Here is a 15,035-nt window from a genome sequence, read left to right as displayed (position 1 = left end):
GACGCGCGAGGTCGACTGTCACGCTAGCGTGACGCGCGGCGGCTAGCTGGCGCCGCCGTCCACCAACACCGCGCCGTCGGGCCGATCTCCCAGGGTTTGCAGCGGCACGTCCTCGCCGCGGGCGGTCAGGCGCACGATCTCGGCCAATTGCGCGGGGGCGTCGCACTGCAGATAGTGGTCGGCGCCGGGGATCACCCAGTAGCGGTTGCGGCCCGGCTTCGTCTTCAGATACGTCTGCCATACGTGGTTGGGGACGCGCAGCGGCGCGACGTTGTCGTGCAGTCCCCACACCATGGTGGTGTCCACATCGCTGGTGGAAAGCGCTTCCAGCCAACGGGTTTCGTCGGCGGCGCGCTCGTTGAGATATTGAATGGTGTCAGGCAGCACCCGGATTCCGTCGTTGTGGGCGAAGCATTTCGCCAGGGCGGCGATCTCCGGGTCGTCCAGCGTCCGCCGCGGCATGAACGTGCTGGCGCCCATTCCGGCCGCCAGCAGCTCGGGTGTGGTCGCGGCCGCGGTGGCCCGCGCGGTCGAGGGATCGAGCAGCGCGCTCTGAAACGCGGTGAGGTTGGCCAGCGGAAGGTAGATGTTGGCGTTGGTCAGGATCAGGTCGACGGGTGCGGCCGGCGGGTCGAGCGCGGCCAGCATGCCCGACGCGATCATGCCGACACTGCTGCCGCGGTCGTGGGTCAGCATGCGGTAGTCGGACAGTCGCCACACCTCGGTGATGGCGTGGACGAGCAGACGGGCGTCGTCGTACAGCGAATACACGTACGGCTCGGGCGGTTTGTCGGACAGTCCGTAGCCGGGGAAGTCGAGCAGGTGGATGTCGAAGTCACGGCTCAGCTCGCCGGCCAAGGCGAAGTAGTCGATGCTCGACGTCGGAAAGCCGTGCACCAACACCAATGCGGGCGCACCCGGGGTGCCGCAACGGCGGCTGAACACCCCGACTTCCCTGCCGTCGTTGGCCGCGGTGGTCGAGCGCCAACGAAGTTCGGTGCCGCCGCCTTGCCACTGCGCGAAAATGTCCAAGCAGTCAGCATCTCAGAGGCCGTCGCGGCGGACAACCACCGTTCTCACGGGCAGGTGACGTGGATCCCGAACGTCACGTCGCGCGTCCCGCTTTGGCCGGGTGTGGTCGCCTGGCCGGTGCCGGTGACCGTGTAGCTCTTGCCGTCCTTGGTTGCCTGCACCTGAGTCGGCGATTTGGTTCCCTGGTACGGCAATTGATATTGGCCGTTGTCCAGCTTGAGCGAAATCGCGAAGCCATCGACGGTGGGCGGTTGTTCGTCGGAGACCGCGAGGGAGACCGACGCCGAGTCGTCGTGCACGCTGATGCGGGTGGTGAGGTCTCCCGATTCCGGCGGCGACGCATTCGGTTGTGCTGCTGCGCTGGTGCAGTCGACGCCGGCGATCATGGTGTGCTTGTTCCCGTCGATCATCACGGTGGTGCTTGCCAACGCGGCGGTGGAACTCGGGGTGGCAGCCGGGTGGCCGTTCTTGCCGGAACATCCGGGCAGCCCGGCCCCCAACGCCAGCACACCGAGCGCGGTCGCGGCGCCGACGACCCGGCGCCGATCGTTCAGGTTCCTCATTGTCGGCCCTCCGCTAGACGTCATCAGGACTATAAAGCCCGATCGTTACCGCCGGGACGCCCAGCCGATCATGGCGTGCGGCGGTCGGGCGAACGGGCGTTGAACGCGCCCGTGTTCACGACGCGAAAGCCTATCCCGCACAGGGTTGTTCGTTATCTCAGTGTGTCGCGGTCGCGATGAACATGCCGGCGGCGGCGACGAGGAGCACGCCGTCAATCAGGAGCGCATAATGCCGCTGATCGGTTCGGCGCACGAGCGGACGCGCGACGAAGGGCCCGATCATCAAGGCGGTGCCGATCACCAGCCCGCGGGTCACCACGGCGAAGCTGAGCGCGCCCAGCTGGCTGAAGGTGCCGATTTTGCCGATGTAGAGCAGCAAGGCGCTGACGGCCTCCGACCCGAGGAACGCGCCGCCGGACAGCCCGTATCCGGTGAACACGGGCACGCTCAGCGGGCCCGTCGACAGGACCAGACCGGTGAGGAAGCCGACGACGACGCCCGCGACGGCCAAATGCCGCAGCCGAATCCGCCACCGGCGGGCCAGCGCAACCCTGCGTACCGGGATCATCGCGAGGAAAAACACCCCCAGCAGCCCGTCGACCACCGCCTGCGGGATGCTCAGCAGGGTGTTCGCGCCGAGCACGACGGCAGGAGTCCCCGGCAGCGCATAGGCAAGGACCGGCCGCCAGCGAATCTGCCGCCACCACGCGGCAACCCGCGCGACGTTCGCCATCACCGCCGCAATCCCCATGACGGGCACCGTAATTCGCGGCCCGTACATCATGACCAGCGCTGGCAGCAGCACCAGGGACGAGCCGGTGCCCACCAGCCCGCCGAGCGCTCCGGCGGCCAGGGCGATGAGAAAGAGGACGGCGAGAGCCACCATGGCAGGACCTTCTCGCCGGCACGCGGCGCACCGGCGGGGGTCCTCCAGGCTTTTGTCCGTTCAGATGACCGCCTTCCGTCGGGGAAGGCGGTGGCGCCGCTCGGACCAGTCACACCGTGTGGTGCCGGAACCCTAGGCGCTGTCGGGAACAGGCTAACAGGTGGTGCAGCCGCCTACGCGCCGCCGCGTTCCACCGGGCGGGCCGGGTCCGCGCACCACTCCGACCACGATCCCGGGTACAGCGCCGCCGTTCGGCCCACCGCCGCGAGCGCGGCGATCGTCACGGTGGCGGTGACGCCCGAGCCGCAGTAGGCGGCCACCGCGCCGTGCCGCTCGATTCGGTGCTCGGCGAACACCCGGGCGAGCGCGTCGTCGTCGAGGAAGGTGCCGTCGGCCGCCAAAACGTCGCCGCTGGGCAGATTCTCGGCGCCGGGAATGTGCCCGGCGACGGGATCGAGCGGTTCCACCTCGCCGCGGTAGCGTTCCGGCGCCCGGGCGTCGATGAGTGTGGCGGCGCCCGCGGCCACCTGCTCGGTCGTCACGGTCGGACGGTTGCCGGAATGCAAATCATCATGCGGCACAGTCACATTCCCGGGCGCTGGTTCGACCGGCCCGGACTCGAGTCGGCCGCCGGTCGCCCGCCAGGCGGCCAGCCCGCCGTCCAGAATGCGGACGTTGTCCAGCCCGGCCGCGCGCAGCAGCCACCAGGCGCGCGCGGAGCCGGCGCGGTTCCAGTCGTCGTAGACCACCACCGGTGTGTCCTGCCGGATGCCCCATCGGCGGGCGGCCGCCTGCAGGCTGGGTCCCGACGGCAGCGGGTGACGGCCCCGCCCGGACACCGTGTGGTCGCTGAGCTCGTCCTCGAGCGAGACGTACACCGCGCCGGGAAGGTGGCCCTGCAGGTAGGCCGCGCGGCCGTCGGGCTCGTCGAGCCTCCACCGCACGTCCAGGATGCTCACCGGGTCTCCGGCCTCGATGACGTCGGCCAACTCGGTCGCGGTGATCAATACCTGATCGCGTGCCCCCACCGGATCCTCCTTGTCGTCTGTAGCGAGACTAACCAGCGCGGTCGGGCAAACCAGCGCCCGCCCGAGCGGCGCGGCGAAAAGGCCCGGGTGACGGGGGCCGCCGACAGGAGCAACGGGTGGCGCACACACGGCGAGCGACGCGGCCGCGCCGCGCCAGGTCAGGCGGTTTGTTCGGAGTGCCCGCCCGGATCGTCGAAAACCGGTGCCCGCAACGACGCCAGCATGCCGGCGGCGGCCCGGTGCCAGGTGAAGTCCTCGGCGCGGCGCCGCGCGGAAATGCGGCGCTGCCGCTCGGGCCGGCTGACGATGGCGCTGACCGCTCGCGCGATGGCGGCCGGGTCGTTGGCGGCCGATGCGCCGCTGTCCGGGGTGACGATCTCGGTCAGCGCCGACGTGCGCGAGACCACGGCCGGCGTGCCGCACGCCAGCGACTCCAGCGCGGCCAGCCCGAACGTCTCGTGCGGTCCCGGGGCCAGCGTCACATCGGCCGAGGCGAGCAGCTGGGCCACGGTGGTGCGATCGGAGACGAAACCGGTGAAGTCGACCGGGAGCCGGGCGGCCTGCCGCTGCAGCCTGGCCCGCAGCGGGCCCTCGCTCACCACCACCAGCCGCGCGTCGACACCGGCGTGGCACAGCTCGCCGAGCGCGTCGATGCTGCGGTCGACGCGCTTTTCCACCGACAGCCGGCCGCAATGGACCAGCAGCAGCTGGGTCGGCGCCGCCCAGCGGCGGCGCACCAGCTGCGAGTGGTGCCGCGGATGAAACGTCTGCAGGTCCACCCCCAGCGGGACGGTGACGGTGTTGCCGGCGCCGATGCGGTCGAATTCCTCACGCGCAAAGCCCGTGGTGCACACCACGGTGTCGTAGTCGGCGGCGGTGCGGGCGTTGGCCAAGTCGGCGAACTTCTGCGCTGCCCGTCGCGGAAGTACCTGCCCCACAAGGCGATCCAGCCGCTCGTGAGAGATCATCACCGTCGTGACGCCGTGGTCGCGGCCCCAGCGGCCCAGCGATCGCAGGGTGAGCCGGTCGGACACCTCCAGTGCGTCGGGCCGCAACGCTTCCAGCAGCGCCTTGACCGGGCCCGGCAGCACCGCGCGGTAGCCGCCGGTGAAGGGAATCAGTCGGGCGGGCAAGGTGATTCGCACCACGCCGGTGTACAGCCGGGCACGCTCGGTGCGCTGCCCCGGAACGATCAGGAAGACCTCGTGGCCGTGGGCGCAGTATTCGGCGCCCAGTCGGTCGACCGCGGTGCGAAGGCCGCCGGAGCGAGGGCCATAGAAATTGGCGACCTGTACGACACGCATACCGTGAGGACACGCGGCGCGCGTGTGCACTCCTCAATGCTGGCCCGACGCGGGCCTGAACACTGGGTGAACTTCGCCTGGCGGGGTGCTGCTCGGCGGTCTGGCGTCACACTCGACTACCGGGTGCCCCAATCCCAGCGGGGCGTCGTCATCAAAGTCTGCCCGCCGATGCGCGTTTCGCCCCAGTCCTTGTACAGCTCGATCTCGACGGCTTCGCCGTCGGCGCCCTCGCTCAACGGAACCGTATCCAGAAACTCCAGCAGCGTGCGGGAGTGGGTGACCACGACGACCTGGGTGCTGGCGGCGGTGGTGCGGATCAGCGAGGCCAGCGGGGCGACCAGGTCGGGGTGCAGCGAGGTCTCGGGCTCGTTGAGCACCATCAGCGACGGCGGTTGCGGGCTGAGCAGCGCGGCGGACCACAGCAGGAAACGCAGTGTGCCGTCGGATAATTCGGCCGACCGCAGGGCGCGCAGCATGCCGCGCTGGCGCAGCTGAAGGTCGAACAACCCGTCGTGGATGGCCACCGAGACGGTGGCGCCGTCGAACGCCTCGGCGACGGCCCGGTCGAGGTCGTCGAACCCCGACTCGAGGATGGTCTGGATCGCTGCGGCGAGGTCGCTGCCGTCGTCGGCGAGCACCGGGGTGCGGGTGCCCACCTGCGGGTGCCGCGCCGGTGCCCCCGCGTCGACCCGGAAGCCGTCGTAGAACCGCCAGCCGCGCAGCCGATCTCGCACCGCCGCCAGTTCGGGCAGCGCCTGCGGGTGGGCGTATTCGGCGAGCACACTGTGATACGACGGCAGCGACCGGGACAGCTCGTCGAAACCGCTGCCGGAGTCGGCGCTGGCCTCGGCGAAACCGCGGGACCGTCGCACCAGGGTCGTGCTGGGCCGCAGCACCGGGCCGGCGAACAGCACTTCGCGTTTGATCTCCGGATCGCGGGCGAACACCGACTTCCCGGCCGACTGCGGCAGGCCCAGATCCACCAGATAACCGAAATCGTCTGCAGCGAAGCCCAATTCGAGGGATACGGGCCGGGTGCGCACGGTGCCCTCGGTCTTCCCGGAGCGCCGCGCGCCGGCCGGCTGCTCGGGGCCGGCCCACAGCACCGATTGCAGGCCGCCCTCGCGGGCCAGCGACCCGATCACCTCGCCGCGGCCGCAATCCGCCAGCAACCGCAGTGCTCGATACAGCGACGACTTGCCGGTGCCGTTGGCGCCGGTGATCACCGACAGCCGGCCCAGCGGCAGAACCACCTCGCGCAGCGAGCGGTAGCCCCGGACCGCGACGGTGTGCAGCATGAGGCCGACTGTACGGTCGGCCACCGACGGGCCCTATTCCGTGTCGCCGTCGTCCTCGTCGGCCGCGGCGGCCAGCAGCTGCACCTCCTCGAGATCCATCTCGTTTTGCAGCTCCCGCAGCACCGTGTCGTCGATCCGGTTCTGATTGCGCAGCGCGGTGACCTCGCGGCGCTTGTGCTCGAGCACCCCCAGCCGCACCTGCCGGACCTTCTCCCGGGTCTTGAGGATCCGGTTGTCCGGCGAACCGTTCTCGGTGGCCAGCACCAGCGCGGCCTTCTCTTCGTATTCCTTGTGCAGCCGCCGGCGCAGCTCGTCGCTGACGCCGACCTCGTCGGCGACCGCGGGTAGGGCGTCCAGGGCGGCGCGGGCGGCACGGGTGCGGGCCAGCTGCAGCTCCTCGGCGTGCGCGACGTCCGCCGGCAGCCGCGCCCAGCGCACCACGGCGGGCAGCGTGCTGCCCTGCACCAGCACGGTCACCAGGATGACGACGGTGACGATGAAGATCAGCAGGCTGCGATCCGGGAACGGCGCGCCGCTCAGCGTGGTCATCGGCACGGCCACCGCCGCGGCCAGCGACACCGCCCCGCGGAATCCGGCCCAGGCGGTGACGAAGCGCTGCCGCCAGCCGACCCGGCGTTCGCGTTGCACCGCCCGGCGGTCGATCAGCCGGATCAGCATGGTGGTGAATTCGCCCCAGAAGATGCGCGACACGATCACCACCCCGGTGATCACCAGCGCGACGAACAGGGCATGCCGCACACCGCCGTCGACGCCCGCGATGCCGCGCAGCGCACCGGGGATCTGGACACCGACGAACACCCACAACGAGCCGTTGAGCAGGAACGTCGCGATGTCCCAGAAGGCGTAGGACTGCAGCCGGGAGCGGGCCCGGATCACCACCGGCCCGGAGTAGGCCAGCACCAGGGCCGACACCACCACCGCGACCACCCCGCTGCACTCGACCGATTGCGCCAGCAGGAACGCCGCGAAGGGCGTCACCAAACTCAGCGCTCCCTCCTCCTGGGGCGCGTCAATTCGCTTGCGCACCAGCGTCACTGCGCCGCCGACCAGCAGGCCCGCGGCGATCCCACCCAGGTACGAGCCGATGAACCGGAGTGTGACCTCCGGTGGGCTGATCGCCGGCGCGCCGATCGCGACGTGCACGCTGACCGCGAACAACACCAGGGCGGTGCCGTCGTTGATCAGACTCTCGGCCTTCAACACCGTCAGCGAGCGGCGGGGCAGCTTCTTGGCCAGCCCGGCCACCGCGGCCGCGTCGGTGGGGGAGAGCACCGCGCCCAGCACTCCGGCCGCATGCGGATCCATGCCCAGCGCCCGCGCCGTCCACGACACCGCCACCGCGGTGGCGATGACCAGCGCGACGCTGAGGAACACGATGATGCGCGCGTTGGCCCGGATCTCGCGGAAGCTGATGTTCAGGCCTTCCCAGTACAGGATGGCGGGAAGGAACAGCAGCAACACGATCTCGCCGTCGATCCGCACGTGCCCGAACTGCGGGACCAGACCCAGCAGCACGCCGAGCACGATGAGCAGCACCGGCGGGCCCACCCGGTAGCGACGGCCGATGACCGTGCCCACGATGACGGTGGACACCAGGGCGACGATCAGGACGAGGCCGAACACCAGCCCATCCTGCCGGACGGGACCGACGGTGGCCGCGCGGGCCGCACGACGTCATGGGCCGGCGCTTCTTCGCCTATCTTCGGTCTGGGTCACGGCCGGTTAGGCTGCGGAGCGGAATCGAAGGGGGATCTGGTGAAGGTCAGGCTGCTGGCAACAGTCGCCGCGCTCATCTTGTCGACGGTGCTGGGCTGTCACTTCGAGTCCCGCAACCCGCCGTCGACCAAGACCCTCCAGGTCCCCATGAACGACGTGCTGACGCAGAGCGACATCAGCCAGAACATCACCTTGGCCGTCGGCAACACCCTGGTCGTGCAGCTGGGTTCGAACTACACCACCCCCTACCGGTGGACGCCCGACGCGAAGATCGGCGATTCGGCGATCGTCAAGCAGACCAGTCACGAGTTCGTCCCACCGACTTCGGACGCGCTAGGGGCGCCGGGCACCGAGGTGTGGACGTTTGCGGCGCTGAAACCGGGGAGCACCACCATCACCACGTCCTACAGCAGCTTCGTGGACAAGAACGCCAAACCGGCGTGCACCTACACCCTCAGCGTGACCGTGCGATGAGCTGATCGGGCAGCCGATCGCGGGCCGAGTAGACCTCGGCGAGGAACTGCTCGACGGCCACCGCGGTGTGCGCGGCGCGCACCGAGCCGAAGATGTCGAAAGCGTGTTGGGTGAACGGCAATTCGGCGTAGACCACCGGTTGGGTGCTGACTTGCCGCAGCCGTTCGACGAACGCGCGGGCCTGCTCGACGTATGCCAACGAGTCGTTGCGGCCGTGCAGCACGAAAAACGGTGGTGCGTCCGGGTTTACGTGGGTGATCGGTGAGGCGGCGGCGAACGTCTCCAGGTGCGTCGACGGCCGTTGTTTGATGATCGACTTGATCAGCAGTCCGGGCATCATCGGGTGCAGGCTGTCGTCGAAGCGGGTGAAGTCGTAGATGCCGTAGAACGGCACCGCCGCCTGCACCCGGGTATCGGCGTCTTCGAAGCCGGGCTGGTACTTCGGGTCGTTGGGGGTGAGCGCGGCCAGCGACGAGAGGTGGCCGCCGGCCGACCCGCCGGTGATCGCGATGAAGTCGGGATCGCCGCCGTAGCCGGCGATGTGTTGTTTGACCCAGGCCAGGGCGCGCTTGACGTCGACGATGTGGTCGGGCCAGGTGTTGCGCGGGCTGTGCCGATAGTTGATCGCCACGCAGATCCAGCCCAGTTCCGCGAGATGGCTCATCAACGGATGTGCTTGTCCGCGTTTGTTTCCCGTCGTCCAGGCGCCGCCGGGGATCTGGAAGAGCACCGGCGCCCTGCCGGTGAGGTCGAGGTCGGGGCGGCGCCAGATGTCCAGGTGGTTGGCGCTGCCGAATTCGCCGTAGCTGATGTTGGAGTCGTGGGCGTAGTCGCGGTAGATGCGCAGCATCCGCAGCAGGCCCGGTGTTTTGGCGGTGCCGGCGCCGGTCGGCCGGCGCCACAAGTCCGCCGACTCGGTGAGCCGGTCGGCGCCCAGTTCGCTGTCCAGCGCATCGGTCAGCGGCACATTGGCCCGGTGGCCCGCCCGGCTCAGGTTGAGCAGGCCGAGCGCCGACAGGCCCGCGACCAGCCACGCGATGATGCGGACCGGCCGGGTCAGGCGACGTGCCGTCAGGGCCAGCCCGCCGAGCTGGCTGAGCATCGTCTGCAGCGGCAATTCGGTGACGACGAGCCCGAACATCCAGGCGTACAGCGACGGGTACCCCTTGCGCGCCAGCGGCCGGTAGGCGTTGAGGGTGGACGCCGCGGTCACCGCGCTGGCCGTCAGCGACCCAATCTGCCGGATGAGGTGGACGATTCGAGCTTTGCGCATTGGCTCACTTTACGTAGGGGTGTGACGCCCGGATTCGCTAGCGCCGGTGCTAGCGGATTTGGGCGAATCGTCATGGTGTCGGGAGGGGCGGCCGGGCCGCCGAGGTCGGGACCCGGGGACCACCCGGCCGCCTACGTCCGGAGCTCTCCGGGTGGGGATGAGTGACTCGCGAATCCGCCAGCGCCCGTGCTATCAACCCGGCGTGAATCACTACACCTACCGAGTCGCCTGGTCGCCATACCTCGGCGAATACGTCGGCACCTGCCTCGAATTGCCCTACGTGCGCCGCCAGGGTGCGACGGCGCAGGAGGCGATGGGCGCGATCGAGGAGGCCGTCGACTGGTACATCGCCAGCGCTGAGTCCTCCGGCGAAACGCTGCCGACGCCGATGGCCGACCGGTACTACAGCGGCACCATCGTCGTCCGGACGTCCCCGGAACTGCACAGCCGGCTGGCCATGGAAGCCGCCGAACAAAGGGTCTCGATGAACCAATGGGTGGTGCAGAAACTGTCTGGCCGACGCCCGAGCGAGACGTTCGGGCTGTCCGGATTCGACTAGCGAAAAGCTACGACGCGTAGCGAAGGGCTACGACGCGTCGACGCGGCTTTCCAGGTTCTTCACCGGGGCCGGGTCGTTTTCGGTCAGCCCCACCTTCGCGGCCCCGCCGGGTGAGCCGAGTTCGGTGAAGAAATCGGCGTTGATCTGCAGGTATTGGCTGTGCTCGGGCGGCAGGTCGTCCTCGTAGTAGATGGACTCCACCGGGCACACCGGCTCGCAGGCACCGCAGTCGACGCACTCGTCGGGATGGATGTAGAGCATCCGGGCGCCCTCGTAGATGCAGTCGACCGGGCACTCCTCGATGCATGCCTTGTCTTTGATGTCGACGCAGGGCTCGGCGATCACGTAGGCCACGAGTGTTGTCCTTCCTTCTGGCGAGCGGGGTCAGCCGGGTGCGGGGCCGCAGCAACTCGGTTCAGGCTGGCTAATGTAGCGCGGCGGCGGCCGCGCGGGGCGCCGGCCGCGTGTCTTCCATGCTGGCGGCCCACGCCGGGCGGCAGTAGAGGTGCCAGCGTTGTGGTGTCACAAGCTATAGTTGTGTCACACGATTTGATTGTGAGCCCGCGACCATGCCGCTCAGCCCGAGGATGCCCGAACTCGCCTCGTTCGAGGCGTTTTTGGCGATCGCCGAGACGGGCAGCCTCGGCCGGGCCGCCCGCGAACTCGGGCTGACCCAGCAGGCGATCTCCCGGCGGCTGGCCACCATGGAGGCCCAGATCGGTGTCACCTTGGCGGTGCGCACCACGCGCGGTTCACAATTGACGCCGGCCGGCCTCATCGTCGCCGACTGGGCGGCCCGGCTGCTCGAGGTCGCCCACGAGATCGACGCCGGCCTGGGCTCGCTGCGCAAGGAGGGCCGGGAGCGGATCCGGGTGGCGGCCAGTCAGACGATCTCCGAACAGCTGATGCCGCATTGGCTGCTGTCGCTGCAGGCCGAGGCGACCCGGCGCGGCGAGGCCGCGCCGCAGGTGATCCTGACCGCGACCAACAGCGAACACGCCATCGCCTCGGTCCGCGACGGCAGCGCCGATCTTGGATTCGTCGAAAACCCCGGCACGCCAAAGGGTTTGGGCAGCTGTGTAGTGGGGGAGGACGAGCTGGTGATCGTGGTGCCGCCCACCCACAAGTGGGCGCGCCGCTCCCGCGTGGTGACCGCACGCGAACTTGCCCAGACCCCCCTGGTCGCCCGCGAACCCCATTCGGGAATCCGCGATTCGTTGACGGTAGCGTTGCGCAAGGTGCTCGGGGAGGACATGCAGCAGGCCGCGCCGGTGCTGGAACTGACGTCCGCGGCGGCCATGCGCGCCGCCGTGCTGGCCGGCGCGGGGCCGGCCGCCATGAGCCGGCTGGCGGTGGCCGACGACCTGGCGGTCGGCCGGCTGCATGCCGTCGAGATCCCGAAGTTGGACCTGCGACGCAAATTTCGGGCCATCTGGATCGGCGGGCGCACCCCGCCCGCCGGGGCGATCCGCGACCTGCTCAGCCACATCATCGCCCGCACGGCGGCATCGAAGTGACTCAGGCCGCAGCGTCGGCCGACAGCGCCTCGTCGTAACGATCCAGCACCGTCTCGGCCACCAGCCGGTGCGCCCCCAGCGGGGCGGCCATGCGAATCCCGTTGTCCCGGGCGAAGGTTGACACCCCGTCGGTGATGAATCCCGGCGCCAGAAACCACGGTGCGATCACCAGCCGGCGCGCGCCGCGACGGCGCAACTGGTCGGCGGCGCGGGCCACCGACGCCTCGGGCCGGGTCGCGAAGGCCGTTGTGGCGCAAGCCCATCGGGTTCCGGCGGCCAACCGGGACGCAACCTTGGCGGTGCGTGCGTTGGCGGCGATGTTCGACGAACCGATCGCCACCACCATCACCCCGAGATCGTCGTCGAGCGGGGAAACCCCGATCTCGGCCAGACGCCCGCGCAGCACCGCCACCAACCGGTCGTCCTCGCCCAACACGTCGGCCTGCCGGATGCCGTGCGCACCGGCGCGGGCGATCTGTTCGGGGATGTCGAGCCGCGCGTGGTAGGCGCTGGCCAGCAGCAGCGGGGCGACCACGGCGCGCCGGCTGTCCGGCAACCCGGCCAGCACGTCGACGAAGTTCGGGGCGTTGAGCTCGAGGAAGGCCAGCCGCACGTCGAGGCCGGGCCGCATCCGCCGAAGCCGATCGGCGACGGCCTCGGCATTGGCGGCCGACCGCGGATCGCGGCTGCCGTGTGCCGTGAGTACCAGCGTGCTCATGAGGCGTGTAACCCGCATTCGACCTTGTTTCGTCCCCGCCAACGCCCGCTGCGCGGATCCTCGCCCGGTGCCGGCTTGGCGGTGCACGGGGCGCAGCCGATCGACGGGTAGCCCTCCTGCACCAGCGGGTTGACCAAAACCCGGTTGCGCTCGATGTATTCGTCGACCTGCTCGTCGGTCCAGGCGGCGATCGGGTTGACCTTCAACACCTTGAACGACTCGTCGAAGCTGATCAGCGGGGCGTCGGCGCGGGTGGGCGCCTCCACCCGGCGCAGCCCACTCACCCACGCCGCGTAGCCGCGCAGCGCCCTGCGCAGCGGCTCCACCTTGCGCAGCCGGCAGCATTCGTTGGGGTCCCGGGCGAACAGGTCCTTGCCCAGCAGCTCGTCCTGCTCGGCCACGGTGTGCTCGGGTGTGACGTTGAGCAGGTGGATGTCGTAGACGGCCTCGACGGCGTCGCGGGTGCCGATGGTCTCGGGGAAGTGATAGCCGGTGTCCAGGAACAACACCGGCACACCGGGGCGCACGTCGCAGGCCAGCGACACCATCACCGCGTCCTGCATGTTGCAGGCCACCACGTATTTGCAGGTGGCCCAGCCGCGCGGCCCGTCGACGGGCCCGAAGTGCTCGTCGGTCCAGCGCAGGATGTCGATCGCGCTGGCGCCCTCCAGCTCCGAGGCGCCGCGCTCGGCCAGCTCGCGCAGCTGTTCCTCGGTGAAGTCGGTTGCCACGTCGCTCATTTTGACCTCGGACCTCAGCGCAGCTCTTCCTCGTCGGCGCGCAGCGCCCAGGACGCGAACGTCTCACCGTCGTTGCGGCCCTCGAGGTACTTGCGCGTCACCCGGTCGATGTAGTCGCCCAGTTCTTCGCTGGTGACCTTGTGCTGCCGCAGTTTTCGGCCGAAGCCGCTCTGCTCGCCCAGGCCGCCGCCCAGGTGAACCTGGAAGCCCTCGACCGATGTGCCGTCGCCGTTGTCGATCCACTGGCCCTTGAAGCCGATGTCGGCCACCTGGATTCGGGCGCACGAGTTCGGGCATCCGTTGAGGTGGACGCTGATCGGCGCGTCGAGCTGGGCGTCGACGTCGGCCAGGCGCCGCTCCAGCTCGGGCACCAAAGTCTGGGTGCGCACCCGGGTTTCGGCGAACGACAGCTTGCAGAACTCGATCCCGGTGCAGGCCATGGTGTTCTTGCGCCACGACGACGGCCGCGACGGCAGGCCCAGCGCGTCCAGGCCGGCGACGAGTTCGTCGACCTTGTCGTCGGGCACGTCGAGGATGACCAGCTTCTGAAACGGCGTCCAGCGCGCCCGATCGGAGCCGACCTGTTCCATCAGGTCGGCCACCGCGGACAGCGTGGTGCCCGAGACGCGCCCGGCGATCGGGGCGACGCCGACGGCGTTGAGCCCGTTCTTGATCTTCTGCACCCCGACGTGGTCGATGGTGTGCTTGACCGGCGCGGGCGCCGGTCCATCGATCAACCGCCGGTTGAGGTACTCCTGTTCGAGAATTTCACGGAACTTTTCTATGCCCCAGTCCTTGACCAGGAACTTCAGCCGGGCCTTGGCGCGCAGCCGCCGGTAGCCGTAGTCGCGGAACAGCTGGGTGACGGCTTCCCACACGTCGGGCACCTCGTCCAGCGGAACCCACACGCCGAGCCGCTGGGCCAGCATCGGGTTGGTGGACAGGCCGCCGCCCACCCACAGGTCCAGGCCGGGTCCGTGCTCGGGGTGCTCGACGCCGACGAACGCGACGTCGTGGGTCTCGTGCGAGACGTCCTGCAGGCCCGAGACCGCGGTTTTGTACTTGCGCGGCAGGTTGGCGTATTCGGGGTTGTTCAGGGAGCGACGGACGATCTCCTCGATCGCGGGCGACGGATCGAGCACCTCGTCGAGCGAGTCGCCGGCCAGCGGCGAGCCGTGGATGCCGCGCGGGCAGTCGCCGCAGGCCTCGGTGGTCTGCAGCCCGACGGACTCGAGCCGCCGCCAGATCTCGGGCACGTCCTCGATGCGAATCCAGTGCAGCTGCAGGTTTTCCCGGTCGCTGATATCGGCGGTGTCGCGGGCGAATTCGGTGGAGATCTGGCCGAGCGTGCGCATGGTGTGCGCCGACATCGCCTTGCCGTCGGAGCGGACCCGCATCATGAAGTACTTGGCTTCGATCTTGTCGGTGTTGTCGTCACCGGTCCAGCTGCCGTCGTAGCCCTGCTCGCGTTGGGTGTACAGGCCCATCCACCGAAAGCGGCCGCGCAGGTCGGACTTGTCGATGCTGTCGAAACCCTGCTTGGCGTAGACGTTGATGATGCGCTCGCGCACGTTCAGTGGTCCGTCGGCCAGCTTGATCTTCTCGGTGTCGTTGAGCGGTTCGCGATCTCCCAGCGCCCACTGACCCTCGTTGCGGGTCTTGACGGGACGTGCGGTGGTCATGTGGTGTTCTCCTTCGCGAACATTCCCCGGTGTGCGACGCACCGGGGTGGCGTTCCTGACGGCGGCTCAGATCGGCCTGCTACGGGGCCGGGATGGGCTGTCGGCCGCGGCATCGCGATGATGTTGGGGCTTTAGGCACCCGCAAGTTCGTCGTTGGACCCACGGGTCGCGATTCCCATAGTGCACTACTTGCGGCGGCGTCAGTAGAGGTCGCATGTTGTGAG

At 69.4% G+C, this 15,035-nt stretch carries 15 protein-coding genes; 3 read left to right on the top strand and 12 right to left on the bottom strand.

Annotation, left to right across the window (positions count from 1 at the left end; translation table 11 throughout):
* Positions 1-42 precede the first annotated feature (42 nt).
* From MAA44156_RS11330 to MAA44156_RS11300, 7 genes are all read right to left on the bottom strand, one after another.
* Positions 43-1,032 carry an alpha/beta fold hydrolase gene (locus tag MAA44156_RS11330; protein ID WP_009976372.1) on the bottom strand — a complete coding sequence of 330 codons (990 nt, stop codon included), beginning with the start codon at positions 1,030-1,032 and terminating at the stop codon, positions 43-45.
* Positions 1,033-1,076: 44 nt separating this feature from the next.
* Entirely contained in the window at positions 1,077-1,595 is a 519-nt protein-coding gene (locus MAA44156_RS11325; protein ID WP_009976374.1) for a lipoprotein LpqH, read from the bottom strand.
* A gap of 157 nt (positions 1,596-1,752) precedes the next feature.
* On the bottom strand, positions 1,753-2,481 hold the full coding sequence (locus MAA44156_RS11320; protein ID WP_009976375.1) for a sulfite exporter TauE/SafE family protein: 729 nt from the start codon (positions 2,479-2,481) through the stop codon (positions 1,753-1,755).
* Between the two features lie 173 nt (positions 2,482-2,654).
* Positions 2,655-3,509, bottom strand: a complete 855-nt coding sequence (locus MAA44156_RS11315) for a sulfurtransferase (RefSeq protein ID WP_009976377.1) — start codon at positions 3,507-3,509, stop codon at positions 2,655-2,657.
* 158 nt (positions 3,510-3,667) lie between these two features.
* Complete coding sequence (locus tag MAA44156_RS11310; RefSeq protein ID WP_009976379.1) at positions 3,668-4,813, bottom strand: glycosyltransferase; 1,146 nt, start codon at positions 4,811-4,813, stop codon at positions 3,668-3,670.
* Positions 4,814-4,929: 116 nt separating this feature from the next.
* Positions 4,930-6,111 carry an AAA family ATPase gene (locus tag MAA44156_RS11305; protein ID WP_009976381.1) on the bottom strand — a complete coding sequence of 394 codons (1,182 nt, stop codon included), beginning with the start codon at positions 6,109-6,111 and terminating at the stop codon, positions 4,930-4,932.
* Between the two features lie 33 nt (positions 6,112-6,144).
* Positions 6,145-7,755, bottom strand: a complete 1,611-nt coding sequence (locus tag MAA44156_RS11300) for a Na+/H+ antiporter (protein ID WP_009976383.1) — start codon at positions 7,753-7,755, stop codon at positions 6,145-6,147.
* Between the two features lie 132 nt (positions 7,756-7,887).
* Here MAA44156_RS11300 and MAA44156_RS11295 point away from each other — a divergent pair, with 132 nt between their 5' ends.
* Positions 7,888-8,322, top strand: coding sequence for a protease inhibitor I42 family protein (locus MAA44156_RS11295; protein ID WP_003872412.1), 435 nt, complete (start codon positions 7,888-7,890; stop codon positions 8,320-8,322).
* Here MAA44156_RS11295 and MAA44156_RS11290 read toward each other — a convergent pair.
* Complete coding sequence (locus MAA44156_RS11290; RefSeq protein ID WP_009976385.1) at positions 8,303-9,595, bottom strand: alpha/beta hydrolase; 1,293 nt, start codon at positions 9,593-9,595, stop codon at positions 8,303-8,305. The two genes, MAA44156_RS11295 and MAA44156_RS11290, sit on opposite strands and share 20 nt — an antisense overlap.
* A 202-nt stretch (positions 9,596-9,797) precedes the next feature.
* Between MAA44156_RS11290 and MAA44156_RS11285 the strand changes: the two genes are divergently transcribed.
* Positions 9,798-10,154, top strand: coding sequence for a type II toxin-antitoxin system HicB family antitoxin (locus MAA44156_RS11285; protein WP_009976387.1), 357 nt, complete (start codon positions 9,798-9,800; stop codon positions 10,152-10,154).
* Positions 10,155-10,181: 27 nt separating this feature from the next.
* On the opposite strand, the gene fdxA is transcribed toward MAA44156_RS11285, so the two are convergent.
* Entirely contained in the window at positions 10,182-10,508 is a 327-nt protein-coding gene (fdxA, locus tag MAA44156_RS11280) for a ferredoxin (protein ID WP_009976389.1), read from the bottom strand.
* Between the two features lie 215 nt (positions 10,509-10,723).
* Between fdxA and MAA44156_RS11275 the strand changes: the two genes are divergently transcribed.
* Complete coding sequence (locus tag MAA44156_RS11275; RefSeq protein ID WP_009976391.1) at positions 10,724-11,671, top strand: LysR family transcriptional regulator; 948 nt, start codon at positions 10,724-10,726, stop codon at positions 11,669-11,671.
* Between the two features lies 1 nt (position 11,672).
* On the opposite strand, the gene MAA44156_RS11270 is transcribed toward MAA44156_RS11275, so the two are convergent.
* From MAA44156_RS11270 to MAA44156_RS11260, 3 genes are read right to left on the bottom strand one after another with little or no spacing between them, the layout of a single operon-like run.
* On the bottom strand, positions 11,673-12,389 hold the full coding sequence (locus MAA44156_RS11270) for a sirohydrochlorin chelatase (protein ID WP_009976392.1): 717 nt from the start codon (positions 12,387-12,389) through the stop codon (positions 11,673-11,675).
* On the bottom strand, positions 12,386-13,129 hold the full coding sequence (locus MAA44156_RS11265; protein ID WP_009976393.1) for a phosphoadenylyl-sulfate reductase: 744 nt from the start codon (positions 13,127-13,129) through the stop codon (positions 12,386-12,388). The genes MAA44156_RS11270 and MAA44156_RS11265 overlap by 4 nt, the downstream gene beginning before the upstream one ends.
* A gap of 14 nt (positions 13,130-13,143) precedes the next feature.
* Positions 13,144-14,811: a nitrite/sulfite reductase gene (locus MAA44156_RS11260; protein WP_009976394.1), complete on the bottom strand. Its 1,668-nt coding sequence runs from the start codon at positions 14,809-14,811 to the stop codon at positions 13,144-13,146.
* Positions 14,812-15,035 lie beyond the last annotated feature (224 nt).

The sequence above is a fragment of the Mycobacterium avium subsp. avium genome (assembly GCF_009741445.1).
GTDB classification, from domain to species: Bacteria; Actinomycetota; Actinomycetes; order Mycobacteriales; family Mycobacteriaceae; genus Mycobacterium; species Mycobacterium avium.
The sequence above is the reverse complement of the archived record's forward strand: the minus strand, read 5'-3'. Positions and strand labels throughout refer to the sequence as shown.

Excerpts from the sequence above, each read along its gene's own strand:
- MAA44156_RS11325 (WP_009976374.1), bottom strand. The coding sequence starts at position 1,595 with ATGAGGAACCTGAACGATCGGCGCCGGGTCGTCGGCGCCGCGACCGCG.
- MAA44156_RS11320 (WP_009976375.1), bottom strand. The coding sequence starts at position 2,481 with ATGGTGGCTCTCGCCGTCCTCTTTCTCATCGCCCTGGCCGCCGGAGCG.
- MAA44156_RS11310 (WP_009976379.1), bottom strand. The coding sequence starts at position 4,813 with ATGCGTGTCGTACAGGTCGCCAATTTCTATGGCCCTCGCTCCGGCGGC.
- MAA44156_RS11305 (WP_009976381.1), bottom strand. The coding sequence starts at position 6,111 with ATGCTGCACACCGTCGCGGTCCGGGGCTACCGCTCGCTGCGCGAGGTG.
- MAA44156_RS11290 (WP_009976385.1), bottom strand. The coding sequence starts at position 9,595 with ATGCGCAAAGCTCGAATCGTCCACCTCATCCGGCAGATTGGGTCGCTG.
- MAA44156_RS11275 (WP_009976391.1), top strand. The coding sequence starts at position 10,724 with ATGCCGCTCAGCCCGAGGATGCCCGAACTCGCCTCGTTCGAGGCGTTT.
- MAA44156_RS11270 (WP_009976392.1), bottom strand. The coding sequence starts at position 12,389 with ATGAGCACGCTGGTACTCACGGCACACGGCAGCCGCGATCCGCGGTCG.
- MAA44156_RS11265 (WP_009976393.1), bottom strand. The coding sequence starts at position 13,129 with ATGAGCGACGTGGCAACCGACTTCACCGAGGAACAGCTGCGCGAGCTG.
- MAA44156_RS11260 (WP_009976394.1), bottom strand. The coding sequence starts at position 14,811 with ATGACCACCGCACGTCCCGTCAAGACCCGCAACGAGGGTCAGTGGGCG.